Source organism: Nitrospira sp. (assembly GCA_015709715.1).
In the GTDB taxonomy this organism is placed as follows: Bacteria; Nitrospirota; Nitrospiria; order Nitrospirales; family Nitrospiraceae; genus Nitrospira_A.
On the sequence record CP054184.1, the window covers coordinates 3,910,009 to 3,927,942 of the forward strand.

Below are 17,934 nucleotides of genomic sequence, written 5' to 3' on the forward strand. Positions count from 1 at the left end.
GGGGGAGGAGCCAAGGATGGCCAAATTAGGGATTCGAAAAGTGACGAACCTGGACAACAGTGGACGCCGCTTATCCAGTCAAGCGATGAAGAAACGGCTGCGCGAGCGGCTGGCTGCGGACACGCAGTTGGTGCTGAAGCGGGACATCGTCAACATTTTCCGCAAGCAGGGGTATTACGAAGAATTGCCGCTCGATGAGTTGCAGGACCGTCTGTCCAAGCTGCAGTCGCCGCTGGCCGGCAGCCTCTTGAAGGGGAGGGTCTAGAATGCCCTACTACTACTTCGACTCAACCGCGCTGGTGAAACGCTACAGCATGGAGCGGGGAACACGCGTCGTCAACAAGTTGATGGTCAAGCGCGGCAAGGTGGCGATTCTCCCGATGTGGACCGTGACGGACCTGTATGCGTCGTTGTCCGTGCGGGCTCAACAGGGGGAAATCACCAGGGATGATTGTTACTCCGTCCTTTACAAATTCGAAATGGAAGCGGGACAAGGCCTGTTTCAGTTCATTGCCCCGACCATGGATACCTATTTGGCCGCCAAGGAGTTGAGTTTGGATTATCCGGCACTGCATTCGCCGCAACTGCTTCATCTGGCCTTGGCGGTGGAACTCAAGCCCTTGCGCATGACCGTGGTCAGTGCGGACAAGCAACTGCTGGCAGCCTGTCGTCCGGCGGGACTCCATATCATCAATCCCGAGGACGACTAGCGACCGCCCGGGGCGCTACCGCTCAGCTTGAACAGCGAAAGTCGGCTTGCATCGAGTCGAGGAAGATGCTCCAGTCTTCCACGGTTTGGCGGAGCGGCTGGAGTCGCGGCGGGAGAGGCTGTTCGGTATCGGCCAAGGATGGGGACGTGAGCCGGTCTTGCGCATGGCGAAGCTCAAGATTGGCCAGTTGCAGACTCCCGCAGACTCCGGCCGATGCGGGCAATTCCCCACCCGCCCGCCGAAATAGGGCCATGGCTCGGTAGCCGTGCTCCTGGGACCGGTAGAGATGTTCCGTTGCCTGCCACAGCTGTCGGGTGGAGCCCTCAGGATGGCGTTTGCTCAACTGGGCGGCCATGAGCGCCGCTCGACCCGCACTCATGGCCGCGCCCTCTGCGTCCTCGTTGGCGAGAGCCTCCTCTGCCTTCGCACTGAGCCGATCGAGTTCCGCTTCTTCGCCGACCACTTGCGCATGGCCGGGTAAGGCGACCCAGACCACCAGCGCCAGCATCGACGCCAGCAAGGCTCGAACGCCCGAACAGGTTCGGTCTCGATGGCCCACACAGGAATGGTCAACGTCTACTCGACATGTTCCCAGGTGTCGATCTGCTTGATGCTCCAATTGACGGCCTCGATGAGTTTGACGAGATGGGGGTCGGGATCCTGATGATGGAGGCGGTAGAGCGATTTTTGAAGTTCCATGAGCGGCTCGTGTGAACGATGGTCCGGTAGTTTGCCGAGGGCCCATGCGATTTCGGTCTTGACGGCGACGTCCTCGGTCGAGAGGGTTTCGAGCAACGGATCGATGATGGAGAAATCGCCGTGCAGGGCGCCGACGATGCCGAGGGCCTTGGCTGCGGACGCTCGCAGGTCCGGCGCGCCTTGCTTCATGGTGCGGATAAGGATCGGAATGGTCTCCTTCTGGCCGATATTGCCGAGCGCCACCGTGGAGGCCTTGGCCAATGCGCGATCCGCTCCGTCGAGGGCTGCCAATAGGCGCGGCACGGCCTTGGTCGAAAACAGCTCGCCGAAGAGTGTGGCAAGTTTTACCCTGCGCTCGGACGGAGTGTTCGGATCGTCATAAAGCCGAAACAGTCGCTCTTCTTGTCCCCATTCGGCGGTGATCAGGGCCGGGAAATCATACTCCTCCAGGCGTGTTTTCAACTTCTCCATGGCGTAGGTCGTCGGATCGCCGGCTTTGGCGAGGATCGCGGCTGCCGCCGCATCCTGAAACTGGGTACGGACTTCCTTGCGCCAAGCCATCTTCTTCCCGTTCAACAGATAGGCCAACTGACAGGCCGGACCTTTCCAGAGCCGAGACGGTGAGTCCGGGAGATCGGCATCGCTGCCCATGGTCGTGCTGCCTTCCCAGGTTTTTCGCTGTTCACACTTCACCTTGAAGGCTACGTCGTGAGGCTGGCCGGAATCGGTGACAGAGGTGTAACCGAACTCCTGCAATCGTCTGACGACCACTTCGGTCAGTGGTCCGGCATCGATCACTCCCTTATCCGAAAGGGCGAGCACCTCGACCAGCACCCGGTCGATCCGTTCCATCTGCTGCTTCTGTTCAGCGGTCAGGGCTTCCTGCCTTGCCGCGCTCGTCTCGACGAGAAGGAGGAGGGAACCGACGGCCAGAAAAGGGAGGATGCGTCTCATGTCTGCTCCATTCTGCTGACAGGATGAAGAGGCGACAGTATCGGCTCACTGTATACAACCAGTTCCGGCGGTTGCAAGTTGCGCCGCTTGAAAGCCGATCAGTATAATCGCGCGATGTTCACGGATACGCAGGTCGCCTTCATCGGCGGCGGGAATATGACCGAGGCGTTGGTGCGAGGCCTGCTTCGACAACGGCTCTTTGCCCCCGGACAGCTCGCCGTGAGCGATCCCTTGCCTGGACGGCGCGAATGGCTGGCAACTCAGTATGGTGTGATGACGGGTGCCGACAACCGGGCGGCTGTACAGGGGGCCGGGACCATCGTGCTGAGTGTCGAACCGCAGGTGTTGGACAGCGTGTTGGAGGAACTCCGCCTGGTCATTGCCGCGAATCCATTGCTCCTCTCCGTCGCCGCGGGGTATCCCCTATCGCGGATCACACAACACGCGGGTACGGTTTCACGAGTGGTGCGCGCCATGCCTAATACTCCGTCCATGATCGGGGAGGGAGTGACGGCGTTGACCTTTGCGGCAGACTTGTCGCCGGAGGATCGGGCCCGTGCGTCGCGGATCTTTGAAGCCGTCGGAAGCGTCGTCGTGGTAGAGGAACGGCTGATGGATGCGGTGACGGGATTGAGCGGCAGCGGACCGGCATACGTCTATGCGATGATCGAGGCCTTGGCCGACGGTGGCGTGCAGGTCGGCCTCCCACGCGCGACCGCGCAGACACTGGCGGCCCATACCCTCGCGGGAGCCGCGCGTATGGTCCTCGATTCCGGTGAACATCCCGCTGTGCTCAAGGATCGCGTCGCGTCTCCCGGCGGGACGACGATCGCCGGACTTCGGTCGCTGGAAGAGGGGCGGTTACGCGCGACGCTGATGTCGGCCGTCGAGGCGGCCGTCCGGCGGTCACATGAGTTGGGACAGTCTGCATCGCAGGACCTCTAACAAGGAGTGCGTTTCGTGCAATATTGGGTCAAAGTCGTGTTCGTCGATAATCAGGAGCTGGTCGTGAAAGATGCGATTCGCCACACGATTTCCGAAGACATGGAAGTTCTTGAAGTGGACTCGGCAAAAGAAGTCGTGATCATTCCCATGAAGCAGATTAAGTACATCGCCTGCGATGCCACGGTATTCGCTCAAAAATCAAAGACTTAGGAGTTTTCGTGGGCGTTGGTCACGGTTTTGGTCACGGTTCCAGAACCGATTTTTAACGAATCCAGCTTATCGACCGCTTGCCGATTCCCGCCTGGAATCAGATGCCCATAGGTGTCACAGGTGATGGTAATCGACGCATGGCCAAGTTGTTCTTGGACATATTTCAGGTTCTCGCCATTCGCAATGAGTCGGCTTGCATAGGTATGTCGGACACTATGCATATCGAGTCGTCGTAGTCCCGCTTTCTCCACCATCGGAAACCACAGTTTGTACCGTAACCAATTCTCGGCCATATAACTCGGCTCCCGCCTGGTTCCGCCCAGGTTGCCTGGAAAGAGGATTTCAGGCGCTGGGTGCCCAACGGCTGCCGCCTCCAGGTCCTGTAACTCGATCCATTCCGTCAGAGCCTTCGCGAGCCCCTGCGACATGTCCACGCGCCGGGCCTTCCCGTTCTTGGGTGTGCCCAGGATTCCCCGCGACCAGTTCCGTTGCACGTAGATGGATCGGCTCTGAAAGTTCAGATCGCCCCGATGGAGTCCCAGGACCTCTCCCGCTCGTAGGCCGGTGCGAAAGAAGGTCAGGGCCATCGGGTAAAACAGCGGGCGTTCGCGTCGTATTGTCTCCAACAACAGGCCCTCCTCTTCCTGGGTGAAGATCGCGAGTTCGGATTCCTCGATGGTCGCCGGCCGTTTCAGGAGTTTGCCGGAACGGAGGGCCGGGTTGTGAGTGATCAGCCCATCTTCGACGGCTTCGGTCAACACCGCGCTGAGAGTTAACAGGGCATTGAGTGCCGTATCGAAATCCAGCCCTTTCTCAAGCAGCCCTGCGGCCCATGCTTTGATCCGTGGTCGTGAGATAGCGGACAGTTGCGAAGTCCCAAAGGCGGGGAGGGCATGTTTTCGCAATCGCGACTCGTACGTCTTGATGGTCGAAACCTTCTTGCCTCGTGCCGGTTGATTCTTGAGCCACGTCACGAAGTAATCTTTGAGCAGGATTGATTTCGTCGTCTTCTGTTTGGGAAAGAGTTTTCCCTCTCGTGCATTGGCCTTCAACTTCCCATACAGCGTGCGTGCTTGGCTCTTGGTGTCGCACTTGTGCCACGTCTGGCGCCCCTCTTCATAGACACGCACCCACCACCCTTCCCGGCCTTTCCGCTGGGTGATGCCTCTATCCTTGCCTTCTTTTCTTGCCACGGTGGCTCTCCTTTCGTTGGTCTGCTTTGTGATGTTCTCGCCATTTGCGTGTCGCGACTCGCGTCTGACAACGAGGGCCACAGTAGATTTGGTCAACACGAATGGCGAGGTAAATCCGTTGGCACTCTGGGCAACGGCGAATGCGCCCGGAATAGTCGACCAATAAATGAGCGAACCGATATTCAAATTCCTTCACTTTCCGCTTTGTCGCCACAAACACACTGCCTTTGCGTTCGTCGTCGACTGGCAGCGTGACAATGATCGTGAATTGCGGGAACGTAAAGGCAGCGACGGCGGTGTCCCATAGCTTTTCCAGGCTCCCCAGGACCATCGCCTGGATCTCTTTGGCCTCTCCACGACTGGGAAGGGTGCCACGGAATCCTTCTCCTGGAATTGATCGAACGCTCCAGCCCGCCTCTGTGGCGATGTCCGCCCCCCGGCGATTGGCCACGTCATCGACAAAGCTGGCGATCTCAAACGCCAAGACCATCCATTCACTGGCCGTGAGGGTGTCCAGATCCGTCTGAATAAACTTCAGGAGCCATCCCACCTCGCCGTCTGCCGTGGTGAGAATCCTCTCTCTCGCCTTCTTCATCTCTCCGAAAAATTGGTCGTGGATTGCGACTCGATCAACCGGCATAGGGCACTCCTTCTCCTGATGAGTGAATGAGCATCGCACTCCATCCTAGTACAAACAAAAAAAGTTAAGGCCAGCGGTAGGCGTAGAGCTGAAATCGCTTGAAGAGTGTACCTCGGTAGTGGTAATGCGTGTCAATATAGGATATGCCTTAACGATATTAGGCATAACATCATGTATAGCTAATTACCAAGGAGGTGCCCGATGGTCCCTAGTACAAAATTGATCACGATTCGAGAAGCGGCGGAACGGTTAGGACTCAAAGAAAGCACGATCAGGAAAGCCATCCTGAAACGGCAGATTGCCTATGTGAAGCCGTCGGTGCGTGCCGTGCGGATTCCCATTGAGGAATTGGAACGGATTCTGTCTGCCGGTCTTCGTCCAGCCATTCCTCAAGCGGAGGCTGCCCGATGAGCCGCTGGAAGGAGTTCCGGCGGGAGCCAGTCGCCGGCGAATGGACCAGGAAGCAGAAACGGGGCTATCACCGGGTGCGGTCGCTGCTCTGGTTCTGGGAGTGCCATCAGTTCCAAGTGCTTTGGGTCACGCTGTCCACGGCAGAAGGCGGGGATGCGGAGAAGCTGACGTATCACCATAAGCAGCTGCGCCAGCGGATCGAACGCCAGCTGGGGTTTCAAGGATTGGAGTACTACCAGGTTCGAACGGAAGAAGGGCATGGCGTGCTCCATATCTTCTGGGCCTGGCGGGTGCCGGATGGGGAACGCCCTCGCCGGTTCTGGATTTCGCAGGAATGGCTGTCGTCGCAATGGCAGGCCCTCCATGGGGCTCCGGTCGTCTGGATCAAGGCCTATCAGCCCAGCCATCGGTCTCGGAATCGTCTCAGCCGCTACGTCATTAGCCAGTACGTCCAGGATCAATGCGGGTACGTGAATATGTGCTGGTCCTGGAAACGATCTCTTGGATTTCCCATCAGCCGACTGTGGGAAGAGATGCGGCACCAATGGTCCACCAGGAATGCCTATCGCCGGATCAGGGGCGAAATCGAAATCCCTCGAATCGTGTTCATTAAGACCTGGGAGGATCTGCTCTCGGGGCATCCGATTTGGTTTAGTGGCACCATTCTGCAATTGGTGCTTGGGAAGGGACTGGTCTATCAAGAGGTGTGAGGATGATCTGGCATCGATGCAGCCTGAAGCAGCCAAGCCTGTTCGGTCCAGCCTGTTGCGGACGGGAAGCGACCACCTATGATCGTGCGCGAAAAGCGTGGCTCTGTCATGAGCATACGAAGGAACGGCTCTGCGAGTTATGTCAATTTGAGCAAGCGTGGGTACGGCTTTTTAATAGGGAGCATGACGTCACATGCGAAATCTGGCTCTGTATCGACTGTGCGGGACTGACGGGGCGACGGTGAAACACTCTAATCAATTTCTCCCTGTCACCCGTCCCGTATCCTTCACGGGTGAGAGGGAACGATGCGCCGTCTTATGCGAGGCGGCGATGCCTCAGCTTGGCCGCCGTTCTCGTCTATTGATGGTTACAGCAGCGGGAAGAGGGAAGGGATACTGAAACCATGCGGAGAATTAAACGCAATGATTCCGCCCACCGAGGCCGCCCGGCCGTTCCGGACCACTGGACCGGACGGCCGGGGGGATCGGGGGCGCAGCCCCCGCTTCACTTGATCTAGATGGTCAAAGTAGGACTGCAAGGTTGGTGAACAATGCTTTGAGTGTCAGGTTTTTGCCTCACTTGCAACTACGAAAAGTCATGTTATCGTCGACCTAAGCCCATGGTGTTAGCGGAGGTTGGCATATCCTCCTAGAAAGGAGACACACGATGTTAAAAGAGTTGGAGTTTCGATGGAAGCAACGGCGGTTGTCTCGGCAATATCACCGACTCATGGAGAGAGAATTGAATGCTAGACGGCGAGAAGAGATATGGTGGGAATATTCTGACGAATACAATGAACTTCTCACGGAGCGCAAACTTTACCAGGACAGCATGCTACTCAGTACGGCAGTCCGAATGAGACTGCCTGTTCCGGTCATATGTGATAGCGCCGGAGCCTTAACCCGTGCCTGGAGGAGGGACTATGCAGGTCGTTTGCTGATGACGGAGAAGGCCTTTTGTGAGTTGCGACAAGAAATTCGAAGGAAACGGCGGTTATATCGTTTTGACTTTTTCCAATGGGTGAACTTTTTGAAGTTCCTGGTTGTAACTGCTGCATTGATCGTAGAGCCACCTGTTTCGTATGGTCTAACTGTCGATGAATGGCTGAAGACTCAAGACAAAGCGGAAACTGACAAAATTGAAATTTCTGTACGGTATGATAAGGACAAATGTCGAGTTAACGTTGAAATGAAGGGAAACGCTATTCAATATCTTGAAGTTTTGGAAAAGGCGGAGAGAAAAACGCTGCTGGTATCCATTCACAATAGAAGCAAACATACTTCAGCAAAAGTTAAGTGGTCACTAGCGGTGCGTCGCAAAGGACATAGCGATGATTTAACTGACTACCATGAACTTCCGCCTAATCAGCAGTTGGAATTCAAGCGGAGTAATGCATTCGCGAATGATAAAATCCTGCTGCCAGGTGAATCTGATGAACAATGCTACGATCTGCCACACATGTCAGGCGGCTATTCACCAGCAGATCTCGTTTACTCAGTGAAATCAAAAAGTGTCGATTTTATCAAATAGCACCGCTATTTTGTCTTGATTGCCAGCTGGCGCAAACTCCCTCGTCTAGTGTCCCCATCGAACAGCCACAGACTGGCAGTGTTAGATTTTAGGAGATGCTGATGAGCCACAACGACTGTAAAACTTATCGGGAGGTTCTTCAGCGCTACAACGAGTTGATGCGGGATTATGAGATGTTTTTGTCACAATTAGAGGAGGCAGATTTGGAGAACTACTGGCTCCCGGCGATAATCCCGCACAGAAGCATGCTCTATATTGAGCGGCGTTGTGAGTTTGCATCTGACGGCGAGGTTTTACGCTTTCTCAGTGTTCCTGGCCAGCGAGATATTGGTTTAAAGGAACTCCGAGATTTTACGAGAGAAGCCAAATCCCTCATGATCATTGATCCGTACATTTTCTCAGTAGAAAAGGAACAGGCGGAGCGTTTCGCTAAGGACCTTATGGAATCGGCTCGAGTTGGCGGACAATGGCTAGAACAGATTCATTTTGTCCATGATCCTCGTCATACAAGGAGTGGTGTTAAGGGGTGCATTGAACAGCGCTTGAAGAAGAAGCGTATCCGTATGACAGATAAACCCACGACCGAAATACACGACCGAGTTTGGATCGCAGATCGCCAGCGTGCCATAGTTGTTGGGACATCGCTGAACGGCATCGGCAAAAGGGCAGCGTTCCTACTCCCACTGCCTGACTGCGACTTAATGGCATTATTAGAGTTTTTGGATCAAAGGGCCTTGTCACGCGCGCCAAGATGACCGAATGATCGGCCTGGTCCGCCGGCGCGCCAAGTGAGGAATCAGGATTCTTGATCACAACTTAAACCTATGGAACGGGCTCGCATTTTTTTAAGCGGTTCACCGAGCCCCAGTCACGACCTAGTGCACTCTAATCTCACGGTTCGTAAAGGATAAAGTGCGTGGACCATCCCGTAATTCTAGAGATTGTCCTGATGTTCTAAGTAGTTTCTTGGTCACGGTTTTGGTCACGGTTCCAGGTCGAATTTGGTCATAAATGGTCGCAACCGAGTCGGAACGGTGATGGCCACTTTCTCTTTATATTTCATGGACTAGCGCGATAAATCGCAGTTAGTCGCAATTTGGGACTTTCGAATAAGTACATCGCCTGCGATGCCACGGTATTCGCGAGCAGGAAGTCCAACACCTGAGCAGAGTGATTGTGCGCCTCGTCGTCAGGGGCGGTCCTCGACGGGATTCCATTCATGGTCACGCTCGATCGCCTCGATCAGGCGCTCGAAGATGTCGGGTACTGCGCCGGTGACTCGGCTCCAATTCGAGATCATCGGCACGCCCAGCGGATCTTCCAGAAAGGTCTCCGTTGCGATCTTCATACCCTTGAGAAAGACCTCGACAGCCATGCGTTCCTCGTGGCGGTCGAACTGCAGGCTGTTGATGGCGGCATCGTTTTGATAGCGCGTGATGGCTTCCTGGGCCGCCTGCAGGTAGGTCGCTCTCAGCGTCTTTAAGACGCCTTCCGACAATACCACCCCTTCACTCGCCAGGTTCCGAAAGAGGGACTTGGTAATGTCCACACACATTTTCTGCAGGCCCTGTTCGGCGTTATCCGCGGAGAGGCCCTGGTGTTTGTGCTCATACGCATCGGCGATGTCGGCTTGGCAGATGCGCCGGAGCGCGCAGTTTCGATAGATCTCCGACAACACGCCTACTTCGAGTCCCCAGTCGCCGGGGATGCGGTTGATCCAGGCCAGATCCCGGACCATCGCGAACTCGCCGGCCAAGGGATAGCGGAAGCTGTCCAGGAACGTGAGCAGGGGATGGGCGCCTGCCACTTGTTGCAGGCTGCGAATGAGCGGCGTCAGGTACAGGCGGGTGACGCGACCGTGTAGACGGTTCGTGACGCGGGCATAGTACCCTTTGCAGAATTCGTAACCTAGGTTGGGGTTGACGATCGGATAACAGAGTCGGGCGAGATATTCGCGGTTGTAACTGAGAATGTCGCAGTCATGCAGGGCGATGACGTTGCTTTGTCCCCGTGCCAGGACATATCCGAAGGCCATCCAACAGCCGCGTCCCTTTCCCTGGAGACCGGTATCGATTTCATGGTCGGCCAAGAGTTTCAGAATGTCCTGGATGTGGGCGCCGTCGTTCCAAACGATCCGGACCCGTTGCGGCAAGACGGCGAAAAATTGCTTGGCCAGGCGAAACTCCAGCGCCGACGCCCGATCCAGCGAGATGACGATTTCGTTGACGTAACGAATGTCTTTCAAGACCTGCACGATGTGTTTGAGCGCCGGGTTTTCTAGTTCCGAATAGAGGGAGGGGAGGACCAAGGCGAGTGGGTTGGACGCGGCATGTCGTTCGAGTTCCTTTTCCAGCTGATCGAGATTGGAGGCTCCGAGACGGTGAAGCACTGTCACGAGTCCGTTTTGATGAAAATCCGACATGCACCCTCCTCACGGGAGAAGTTTCCGATGACCGAATGAATGACAGTTGAAACAAAAACCACGGCGTCGGCCTTCGAGGACGGAAGACCGTGGGCGCCTGGTTGAGCGTGAATGCGGGTCGGGGAAATCCTGTTTATTGAGCCGGAGGCATGGCCTTGCTGGTGACGACCGACTTCACGATTTTGGCCCGCTTCACCGACTCCAGGAAACGATCCGGAGGCTCAGGCTTCGGTAACGTCACTTCGACCGAGTACCACCCGGATTTCATGGGACCCTTCTTGGTGCCGTTGATTTCTTGAACGAGTTCCTCGATGCTTTTCTCGGTGGTGCCGTCTTGGAATGCCACCCAGAACATGAAGGCTTGGCGATCTGCCTCACGCAGGTTGTCTGCCACTGGAGTCGGGACGGCCACGTCTTTCGGAGCCTCCGCCTTCGCGACCACCGGGGCCTTGGCGACTGCATTGCTTTTTGCGACCTCCAGCGAGGTCAGGGCCAGACGGGCGTGGAGCTCGCGATTCTTGCTCTCCAGCACCGCAACCTGCTTGATCAAGGTCTCGTTGACGGACTTGACCGATTGCAGGTCTTGGCGGACGAGTTCTCGGTCGGCCTCTACGGCGTTGGCCGCCACTCGCATCCCGTTTTGAATTTCTTCGGCCACATCGGACTTCACGGCCTGGAGATTGTCCTGGACGGTGACGACCTGGGCCGTCAACTTTTGCTGGGTATGGGAAACCGTGTCGAGTGTGCGCGCGAGCTGTGCGACCCGTTCTTGCTCGGCGCGGGAGACGGCGAGTGCGGCGGTTTGTGTCTCCACAAGTTGGGCCAACTGCTGGTGCACCCGATCGACCTGCTCCTGCAGCGACTGCCGCGCGGCCTGCTCCTCTTCGAGCTGGTGAGCGCGATCGTCCCAGCCCATCCAACTCGGCACCCGTTCCGCCAGCAATGCCACGACTCCCACGGCCAGCACGAGCTGGGCGAAGGCGGCGGTCATCGTCCACACCGGAGTCAGGCGGGAAGCCTGAGCCGAAGCGCCGGTGTTGAGTCCCATGGCACCGGCCAATCCAGCCCACCAGTGAGGAGCCGGCTGATACTGCACACGGAGCGATCCGCCGTCAAAATGATTCTGGACCTGGATCGCCAATGTTCCCTTGCCTGCCCGGACAGTCAGCGTCTTTTGTCCCGCTTCAGGCGCGACGCAGCCGCCGATCAAGACTCCCGCCTCGGTGCGGATCTCGAGGTGCTGGATGCTCCGCTCACGGGCCGTGAAGGCAAAGGCGGCGTTGGGCTGCGAGCAGTCCAGCCCGCCCACGCGCTCATGGTTGACGAGCACCTGAAGGAAGCTCAGCCGTTCCTCAGCCACGCGACGCGGCTGGTCGTCCAAGGCTTCAAGCAGATGTTCGCGATAGTCGTTGAGTTCTGGGGCTTCCATGGTGCCGTCCTCCTCGATCCCCTCCGAAAAGCGCCAAGACGCCGCCCTTCTTCAGCGGATGGATATGGAGATTGACCTGCGGTTTCGACTTACCGCCGACCTCGGTCTGCCGTCGATCTGCGACTTCCATAAAGCAGTCGCGACATAAGGCCAGGTGCCAGACGCGGTAATCGTGACCGTAGTCATCCTGAAATAATTGTCCCCACTTCTGCTCGGAGAGGCAGGGGTAGTGCTCGGGCTCGCTCTTGCGATAATGCGACTGAAGGATTGGCATCAGTCGCTCGACTTCATGGTTGAGATGGTCGGGCTTGCTGCGCAGTTGCTCCTCCAACGATGCGATGTCCGAACCGCTCAGGCCGGTTTCATTCATTGTCCGTTGCCAGCCGGTTTGGCGCCAGCGCTCGAAGTTTTTATAGACTCGCTGGCTCTCGGCTTGACCGAAGCCCAGGAGTTTCACCACGTGTGCTTGGCTAAAGCCGTAAAAATGATAGAACAGTGCGATCAGGGCATCGCGACTCACCACGGCCCGCGAAGCCAGTCCGTCCAGGAATCGCCCCACCGGCGTCAGAAGTTCCTTGTGGTAGCAGAGCGGGTCCGGCTGACTGAACGACTTGGCAATCAAACTGTCGAGCAGAAAAAACGGCCGACAGGGCACCTCCGTCCGCCCGAACACGACGAACCGTTCTACGAGTTCATACCCCCACCGCAAGGCCAACTTTTCGTGGGTGATGTCGTCATCCCACTGATTGGTTTCCCGAAGGAACCGCTTGGTTTGTCCCGTGGCACGGTCCAGCAGTTCAGGCAGGGATTTTGTGACCAGTTCGTCGAATTCCCGTTCGGTCGTGACGACGTGGTTCAGTCGCGTGGAGAAGACCTGACCATCTCGCATAGTTTTTCCGTCCGGCAACTTAAAAAAGATAATGGCCGGATTCGTGCAAAATTACAATTCGACAAGTCGCTCTATAGAAGACCATATTTGTCTACACGAGGTCAATGGGAGAAGGGCTCGGGAGCCGCGCTGTATCAGGCTGAGACAACGTTGCCTATCGCGGCGTAGAGCGTTCAGGGACGATCGGTGGAGAGTCCTTTTGCTAACCGTTTGGCTAGGCGCAGCATGGCAGGGGAACGGTCGGCCAGATCAAGCAGCACATTGATGACATGGGGTTGGCTAGTATCCGCCAAGGCCTTTGAGAGCGTCTGAACGAACTCCCCATGCGTCGCCACCTGAGACCCTTGCCCGCCGCCGATCACGTCACAGATTCGCTCATACCGCCATTCATGAATATCGTTGAAGGGGCCTTCGAGAATTTCCCGTTCCGTCGAATAACCGTGGTTATTGAGCACGATCACCACCGGCGCCTGCCGGTATCGTACGGCTGTGGCCAGTTCCGATCCCGTCATTTGGAAGGCCCCGTCTCCCACCAGCACGATCGGACGCAGGGATGGATCGGCGAAGCCGGCCCCGATGGCGGCCGGGACCGCAAACCCCATCGATGTGTAGTAGGCGGGCGATAGGAACTCGAACCGCCGATGGACATGGAGGTCCACGGAGGCGAACAGGGATTCACCCACATCCGCGATCACCAGCATCTGCTCGTCGAGCACGGTGTCGAGATGGCGAAAGACCCCCTGGAGCGTAACCGACGCCTCGGCCGGCGGCAGCGGCTCGTCCGGTTTGGCGGGGACGGGCAGGCTGCGGGTTGCAAATGAGGAGAGGGGAGCGGCCGCCAAGCCTCTGACGAAATCCTCGAATCGAATCGAGTCGTAGCGATGGTGTTTGATGGCCACCCGATCCGCCGTGGCGTGGATGGTCTGGCCGTCGGAAAAGAGGGCGCTCCTGGCATCGAGATCTTCCACGTCGGAGAGGATCGAGCCGAGGATCAACAGGCAGTCGGTCTCATTGACGAAAGCCTTCACTTCATCGCGGGCGACGAGCCCACTATAGACTCCTACGTAGAGCGGGTGATCCTCACGGATGATGGACTTGCCCAAGAGCGTCGAGGCGATGGGCACGTTCAGCCGCTCCACCAAACGAGTGAGTTCGTCATGCAGGCCGAACCGTCCCACCTCGGCGCCGGCCAGAATGACCGGCCGCTTGGCTGAGTTCAGCATGGCGCGCACCTCGGCCAGCGCCTCTTCCAAGGCGGCCCGATCGGTTTGGTCCTCCTGGGTGCCGAGCACCGTCGACGTTTCGACGAGCGGCACATGGACCATGTCACGGGGGACCTCGATGTAGATCGGGCGACGGTACCGTAGAAGAGCGGCGAAGGCCCGATCCATTTCCCGCTGGGCCGTGACGGGATCTTCCAGGCTCACGGCCGCGACGGTCATCTTTTCGAACACTTCCCGCTGGGTCGAAAATTCACGCACCATATGGTGCAGGTAGGGATTCCTCGCACGCTCCGAGAGGCCCGGCGATCCGGTCAGCAAGACGACCGGCGATCGCTCTGCGTAAGCGCAGGCGATGGCATTAACAGTGTTGAGTCCGCCGACGCAGTAGGTGACACAGAGCGCCCCAATGCCGTTGATGCGGGCATATGCATCGGCGGCGAACCCGGCGCAATCTTCCCGCGTGGTGCCGATGTGGCGAATCGGCGACCTCTCCAGCAACTTGTACAGGCCCAAGACGTAGTCACCTGGGATGCCGAACATGTGACGGACGCCAAGCCGATGGAGTCGGTCCAGAACTGCGGTGCCGATGGTCTGCGTGCTCATAGCGCGTGACTCGCCTCCTGAGCTGCAGCAAACCATAGGTAGTGGGGAAGGTCAAGCATGGGAACGTGGTTCGGCAGCGATTGGGTTGCTTCGCGGCGTGATTTCAGGCACCCTCTGGGACCGTTGCGGCGCACCCACGTCCGAGAAAGCCGGCCGTCACACCGGATTCACGATACAACCATGATGCACTTGTTGACCGAAGCGACTGCCAAGATCCGTCTGGCTCCCCTCCGAGGGCGCGCGCGTCCCTCAGGCCACTTGTGGGTGTTTGAAGGCCAGATTGCCGAGGTGCGCGGCAGTGCCGGTGCAGGCGACGTGGTGGATGTCTATACACATGAGAAGCGGTTTCTCGGCCGCGGGTTTTACAATCCGCATTCCAAGATCCGGGTTCGACTGCTGTCGTTCCAGGAAGAGCCGATCGATGAGGCGTTTTTCGTGTCTCGGCTGCGCGCCGCTGTCGCCTTGCGCCGCATGGTCGCCCCCCGCACGAATGCCTGCCGGCTGGTCTATGGGGAAAGCGATCTGTTGCCGGGTCTCGTCGTCGACCGGTTTGATGACGTGGCGGTGATGCAGACCTTGGGATACGGCATGGATGTCAGGAAGGATCTCCTGGGAGCCCTGTTGGTGCGGGAGGCTGGGGTACGACGGGTCTATTTGCGTAACGATGCCAAGAGCCGCACCCTGGAGGGGCTGCCGCTCTTCAAGGGATTTTTGTCTGGGGAGGGCGACACGGCGGTGCCCATTCATGAAGGGCCGGCGCGGTTCGTCGTCGAGATAGCGGAGGGGCAAAAGACGGGGTGGTTCTGCGACCAGCGGGAGAACCGGTTGGCGGCGGCGCTCTATGCCAAGCACAAGACGGTGCTCGAAGCCTTTTGCCATACGGGCGCTTTCGGCATTCAGGCCGCCCTCGCCGGCGCGCAGTCCGTGGAAGGGTTGGATGTGAGCGCGGCGGCGGTGGCCCTTGCCGAGTCCCATGCGATCCGGAACGAGGTAGCAGAACGGTGTCGCTATCGGCAGGCTGATGCCTTCGACGAATTGCCCGCGTTGGAGCAGCAGGGGCGGCGCTATGATCTGGTCATTCTCGATCCGCCGGCATTTGCCCGCAGCAAGCAAGCCGTGGCCCACGCCTTGGCCGGATATAAACAGGTGAACCTGCGGGGGCTCCGTCTCTTGCGTCCGGGCGGGGTGCTGGTGACCTGCTCTTGCTCACACCCCATCAGCGAGCAGGACTTCTGGGCCATGGTGCAGGCGGCAGCTCGGGACGCCGGCCGTCCCATTCGATTGCTCGAACAGCGCAGCCAAGGGCCGGACCATCCGGTCTTGGCTGGCATGCCGGAAACCCGCTACCTCAAGTGTTTGATTGTGCAAACCTTCTGAGTACGCCATGCGCGACCGCCTCGGTTCTGAGACCCCTTCCGATCGGCCCCTCGTTCCTGCCTCGGTGACATTGCCGGAAATCACTCCGAAGGCGGTGGTGTTGTCCATCGTGTTGGCGGCCTTGTTGGCCGGAGCCAATGCCTACCTGGGGCTGTTTGCCGGCATGACTGTGTCCGCGTCGATTCCTGCGGCGGTCATTTCCATGGCCGTGCTGCGCCTGTTCCCCCGGTCCAACATTCTCGAGAACAACATCGTCCAGACCGCCGCGTCATCGGGAGAGGCGCTGGCGGCGGGCGTCATTTTCACCATTCCCGGCCTCTTGCTGATCGGGCACTGGGCAGCGTTCGATTTTTGGTACACCGTGATCGTCTCGCTGGTCGGCGGAGTCCTCGGAGTCCTGTTTACGATCCCGCTTCGACGGGCCTTGATTGTCCATGCCAGACTTCGTTTTCCCGAAGGCGTTGCGACGGCGGAGGTGTTGAAGGTCGGCGCAGGCGCGGAAGAGGGAGCCGGCGGCCGTTTGCGAACGTTGTTGGGTGCGGCTGCCATCGGAGGCGGCTTCAAGTTTGCCGAGGGAGGCCTCAAGCTCTGGAGTGAGTCGTTGGAGGGCGTCCTGCAGTTGGGCCGCTCGACCCTCTACGGAGGCGTGAATCTCTCGCCAGCCTTGTTGGCGGTGGGCTACATCATTGGACTCAAGACAGCCGTGGTCGTATTTTTCGGCGGGGCTTTGGGGTGGCTGGTGCTCCTTCCGCTGTTCCAGGCTCTCGGTGACCAACCGAATGCCGTCAGCGGCATGACCGCGGCCAAGGCGACCTGGAGTGGACAGATTCGGTACCTCGGTATCGGAGCTATGTTGATCGGTGGGCTGTGGACGTTGGTCCAGGTGCGAGGGCCGATCCGAGAGAGTCTTCGCCAGCTCGCCGCATTGTACGATGCACGTCAGAGATCACGGGCCGCGGTCATCCTCCGGACTGAGCAAGATGCCGGGGTGGGTTGGCTGATCACGTTGGCGTTTCTCTCCTTGGTGCCGATGGGGTGGCTGTATCAAGACCTGCTGGGACACAACATTTTAGCGGGCATCGGGTTGACGTTCCTGATGGCGTTGGCTGCCTTTCTCTTTTCGGCCGTTGCAGGGTATATGGCAGGGCTTGTGGGAAGTTCGAGTAACCCAGTCTCCGGCGTCACGATTGCCACGATCATGTTGGCCTCTCTCCTCCTGCTGGCCATGTTGGGGCAGGGGAATCCTGCCGGTCCGGCTGCAGCCCTTCTGGTGGGCGCCGTTGTATGTTGTGCTGCTGCCATGGGAGGAGACAATCTGCAGGATTTGAAGACCGGCTATGTGCTGGGGGCGACTCCTTGGAAGCAGCAGATCATGCAAGTCATCGGCGTGGCCACCGGCGCGGTCGTGATTGTGCCCGTGTTGTCGTTGCTGGAGGCCAAATATGGGATCGGAGAGGTGACGGTGGTCCATCCGCATCCGCTGACGGCACCTCAGGCCACCTTGATGGCAAACCTTGCCAAGGGGGTGTTCGGTGGGTCGCTGCCTTGGCACCTGGTCGGAGTAGGAGTCCTGCTTGGCGTGGGCATCATTGCGCTGGATACGAGGCAGGCACGAGAGCCGAATCGAATGCGGTTCCCGGTCCTCGCCGTGGCCTTAGGCCTCTATCTGCCGTTGAAATTATCGGCGGCCATTCTCTTGGGCGGACTTTTGGCCGAGCCTGTGCGACGCGAAGGAGCCGCGCCTAGACCCAGTACGGAAGATCGTGGCCTATTGTTCGCGGCAGGGTTGGTGACCGGTGAGGCGCTCGTGGGAATTCTTCTGGCGCTTCCAGTGGCGCTCAGTTCGGTGTGGCCTTCATTATCGGGAGACCCCTTTCAGCTGTTCGCCGAGGCTCCGTTCGGAGGGTGGCCAGGACTGGGCGCGTTAATCGTCGTAGGTTATGTCCTTACCAAGGCTGTTCGCATGGGTACGACTCACTCAGCGTAGG

19 protein-coding genes are annotated in these 17,934 nt (G+C 58.3%); 11 read left to right on the forward strand and 8 right to left on the reverse strand.

Going from position 1 to position 17,934, the window contains the following annotated elements; translation table 11 throughout:
- Positions 1–16: 16 nt before the first annotated feature.
- Together HRU82_18610 and HRU82_18615 are read left to right on the forward strand one after the other, a co-directional pair.
- A complete protein-coding gene (locus tag HRU82_18610) occupies positions 17–265 on the forward strand; it encodes a hypothetical protein (protein QOJ36836.1) in 249 nt (82 codons plus the stop codon).
- 1 nt (position 266) lies between these two features.
- Positions 267–710, forward strand: a complete 444-nt coding sequence (locus HRU82_18615; GenBank protein QOJ36837.1) for a type II toxin-antitoxin system VapC family toxin — start codon at positions 267–269, stop codon at positions 708–710.
- 22 nt (positions 711–732) lie between these two features.
- Here HRU82_18615 and HRU82_18620 read toward each other — a convergent pair whose 3' ends face one another.
- Both HRU82_18620 and HRU82_18625 read right to left on the reverse strand, forming a co-directional pair.
- Complete coding sequence (locus tag HRU82_18620; GenBank protein QOJ36838.1) at positions 733–1,269, reverse strand: hypothetical protein; 537 nt, start codon at positions 1,267–1,269, stop codon at positions 733–735.
- Positions 1,270–1,286: 17 nt separating this feature from the next.
- Positions 1,287–2,363, reverse strand: coding sequence for a HEAT repeat domain-containing protein (locus HRU82_18625; protein ID QOJ36839.1), 1,077 nt, complete (start codon positions 2,361–2,363; stop codon positions 1,287–1,289).
- A gap of 114 nt (positions 2,364–2,477) precedes the next feature.
- On the opposite strand from HRU82_18625, the gene proC reads away from it, so the two are divergent.
- Both proC and HRU82_18635 read left to right on the forward strand, forming a co-directional pair.
- On the forward strand, positions 2,478–3,308 hold the full coding sequence (proC, locus tag HRU82_18630) for a pyrroline-5-carboxylate reductase (GenBank protein ID QOJ36840.1): 831 nt from the start codon (positions 2,478–2,480) through the stop codon (positions 3,306–3,308).
- Positions 3,309–3,314: 6 nt separating this feature from the next.
- A complete protein-coding gene (locus HRU82_18635) occupies positions 3,315–3,518 on the forward strand; it encodes a hypothetical protein (GenBank protein ID QOJ36841.1) in 204 nt (67 codons plus the stop codon).
- Here the strand turns inward: HRU82_18635 and HRU82_18640 are convergent.
- Both HRU82_18640 and HRU82_18645 read right to left on the reverse strand, forming a co-directional pair.
- Complete coding sequence (locus tag HRU82_18640) at positions 3,515–4,711, reverse strand: site-specific integrase (GenBank protein ID QOJ36842.1); 1,197 nt, start codon at positions 4,709–4,711, stop codon at positions 3,515–3,517. The genes HRU82_18635 and HRU82_18640 overlap by 4 nt on opposite strands.
- Positions 4,686–5,351, reverse strand: a complete 666-nt coding sequence (locus tag HRU82_18645; protein QOJ36843.1) for a hypothetical protein — start codon at positions 5,349–5,351, stop codon at positions 4,686–4,688. The genes HRU82_18640 and HRU82_18645 overlap by 26 nt, the downstream gene beginning before the upstream one ends.
- Before the next feature lie 201 nt (positions 5,352–5,552).
- On the opposite strand from HRU82_18645, the gene HRU82_18650 reads away from it, so the two are divergent.
- The 5 genes from HRU82_18650 to HRU82_18670 all read left to right on the forward strand — a co-directional run bounded on the left by HRU82_18650 (position 5,553) and on the right by HRU82_18670 (position 8,758).
- On the forward strand, positions 5,553–5,762 hold the full coding sequence (locus HRU82_18650; GenBank protein QOJ36844.1) for an excisionase family DNA-binding protein: 210 nt from the start codon (positions 5,553–5,555) through the stop codon (positions 5,760–5,762).
- Positions 5,759–6,472: a hypothetical protein gene (locus HRU82_18655; GenBank protein ID QOJ36845.1), complete on the forward strand. Its 714-nt coding sequence runs from the start codon at positions 5,759–5,761 to the stop codon at positions 6,470–6,472. The genes HRU82_18650 and HRU82_18655 overlap by 4 nt, the downstream gene beginning before the upstream one ends.
- 2 nt (positions 6,473–6,474) lie before the next feature.
- On the forward strand, positions 6,475–6,717 hold the full coding sequence (locus tag HRU82_18660; GenBank protein QOJ36846.1) for a hypothetical protein: 243 nt from the start codon (positions 6,475–6,477) through the stop codon (positions 6,715–6,717).
- 422 nt (positions 6,718–7,139) lie between these two features.
- Positions 7,140–8,003 (forward strand): hypothetical protein, encoded by an 864-nt coding sequence (locus HRU82_18665; protein QOJ36847.1) that lies wholly within the window; start codon positions 7,140–7,142, stop codon positions 8,001–8,003.
- Positions 8,004–8,104: 101 nt separating this feature from the next.
- Positions 8,105–8,758 (forward strand): hypothetical protein, encoded by a 654-nt coding sequence (locus HRU82_18670; protein ID QOJ36848.1) that lies wholly within the window; start codon positions 8,105–8,107, stop codon positions 8,756–8,758.
- 434 nt (positions 8,759–9,192) lie between these two features.
- Here HRU82_18670 and HRU82_18675 read toward each other — a convergent pair whose 3' ends face one another.
- From HRU82_18675 to HRU82_18690, 4 genes are all read right to left on the reverse strand, one after another.
- Complete coding sequence (locus HRU82_18675; GenBank protein ID QOJ36849.1) at positions 9,193–10,425, reverse strand: glycosyl transferase; 1,233 nt, start codon at positions 10,423–10,425, stop codon at positions 9,193–9,195.
- Positions 10,426–10,558: 133 nt separating this feature from the next.
- Complete coding sequence (locus tag HRU82_18680; protein ID QOJ36850.1) at positions 10,559–11,854, reverse strand: hypothetical protein; 1,296 nt, start codon at positions 11,852–11,854, stop codon at positions 10,559–10,561.
- Entirely contained in the window at positions 11,811–12,743 is a 933-nt protein-coding gene (locus HRU82_18685; GenBank protein ID QOJ36851.1) for a hypothetical protein, read from the reverse strand. The genes HRU82_18680 and HRU82_18685 overlap by 44 nt, the downstream gene beginning before the upstream one ends.
- Positions 12,744–12,916: 173 nt before the next feature.
- On the reverse strand, positions 12,917–14,569 hold the full coding sequence (locus HRU82_18690) for an alpha-keto acid decarboxylase family protein (GenBank protein QOJ36852.1): 1,653 nt from the start codon (positions 14,567–14,569) through the stop codon (positions 12,917–12,919).
- Positions 14,570–14,749: 180 nt separating this feature from the next.
- On the opposite strand from HRU82_18690, the gene HRU82_18695 reads away from it, so the two are divergent.
- Entirely contained in the window at positions 14,750–15,946 is a 1,197-nt protein-coding gene (locus tag HRU82_18695; protein ID QOJ36853.1) for a class I SAM-dependent rRNA methyltransferase, read from the forward strand.
- Positions 15,947–15,953: 7 nt separating this feature from the next.
- Positions 15,954–17,933, forward strand: coding sequence for an oligopeptide transporter, OPT family (locus HRU82_18700; protein ID QOJ36854.1), 1,980 nt, complete (start codon positions 15,954–15,956; stop codon positions 17,931–17,933).
- Position 17,934 lies beyond the last annotated feature (1 nt).

What these genes read in the sequence shown, in the direction of transcription:
- HRU82_18690 (QOJ36852.1), bottom strand. Translation starts at nt 14,569, where the DNA reads ATGAGCACGCAGACCATCGGCACCGCAGTTCTGGACCGACTCCATCGG.
- HRU82_18650 (QOJ36844.1), top strand. Translation starts at nt 5,553, where the DNA reads ATGGTCCCTAGTACAAAATTGATCACGATTCGAGAAGCGGCGGAACGG.
- HRU82_18645 (QOJ36843.1), bottom strand. Translation starts at nt 5,351, where the DNA reads ATGCCGGTTGATCGAGTCGCAATCCACGACCAATTTTTCGGAGAGATG.
- HRU82_18680 (QOJ36850.1), bottom strand. Translation starts at nt 11,854, where the DNA reads ATGGAAGCCCCAGAACTCAACGACTATCGCGAACATCTGCTTGAAGCC.
- HRU82_18695 (QOJ36853.1), top strand. Translation starts at nt 14,750, where the DNA reads ATGATGCACTTGTTGACCGAAGCGACTGCCAAGATCCGTCTGGCTCCC.
- HRU82_18615 (QOJ36837.1), top strand. Translation starts at nt 267, where the DNA reads ATGCCCTACTACTACTTCGACTCAACCGCGCTGGTGAAACGCTACAGC.
- HRU82_18665 (QOJ36847.1), top strand. Translation starts at nt 7,140, where the DNA reads ATGTTAAAAGAGTTGGAGTTTCGATGGAAGCAACGGCGGTTGTCTCGG.
- HRU82_18700 (QOJ36854.1), top strand. Translation starts at nt 15,954, where the DNA reads ATGCGCGACCGCCTCGGTTCTGAGACCCCTTCCGATCGGCCCCTCGTT.
- proC (QOJ36840.1), top strand. Translation starts at nt 2,478, where the DNA reads ATGTTCACGGATACGCAGGTCGCCTTCATCGGCGGCGGGAATATGACC.
- HRU82_18670 (QOJ36848.1), top strand. Translation starts at nt 8,105, where the DNA reads ATGAGCCACAACGACTGTAAAACTTATCGGGAGGTTCTTCAGCGCTAC.
- HRU82_18610 (QOJ36836.1), top strand. Translation starts at nt 17, where the DNA reads ATGGCCAAATTAGGGATTCGAAAAGTGACGAACCTGGACAACAGTGGA.
- HRU82_18655 (QOJ36845.1), top strand. Translation starts at nt 5,759, where the DNA reads ATGAGCCGCTGGAAGGAGTTCCGGCGGGAGCCAGTCGCCGGCGAATGG.
- HRU82_18660 (QOJ36846.1), top strand. Translation starts at nt 6,475, where the DNA reads ATGATCTGGCATCGATGCAGCCTGAAGCAGCCAAGCCTGTTCGGTCCA.
- HRU82_18625 (QOJ36839.1), bottom strand. Translation starts at nt 2,363, where the DNA reads ATGAGACGCATCCTCCCTTTTCTGGCCGTCGGTTCCCTCCTCCTTCTC.
- HRU82_18675 (QOJ36849.1), bottom strand. Translation starts at nt 10,425, where the DNA reads ATGTCGGATTTTCATCAAAACGGACTCGTGACAGTGCTTCACCGTCTC.
- HRU82_18685 (QOJ36851.1), bottom strand. Translation starts at nt 12,743, where the DNA reads ATGCGAGATGGTCAGGTCTTCTCCACGCGACTGAACCACGTCGTCACG.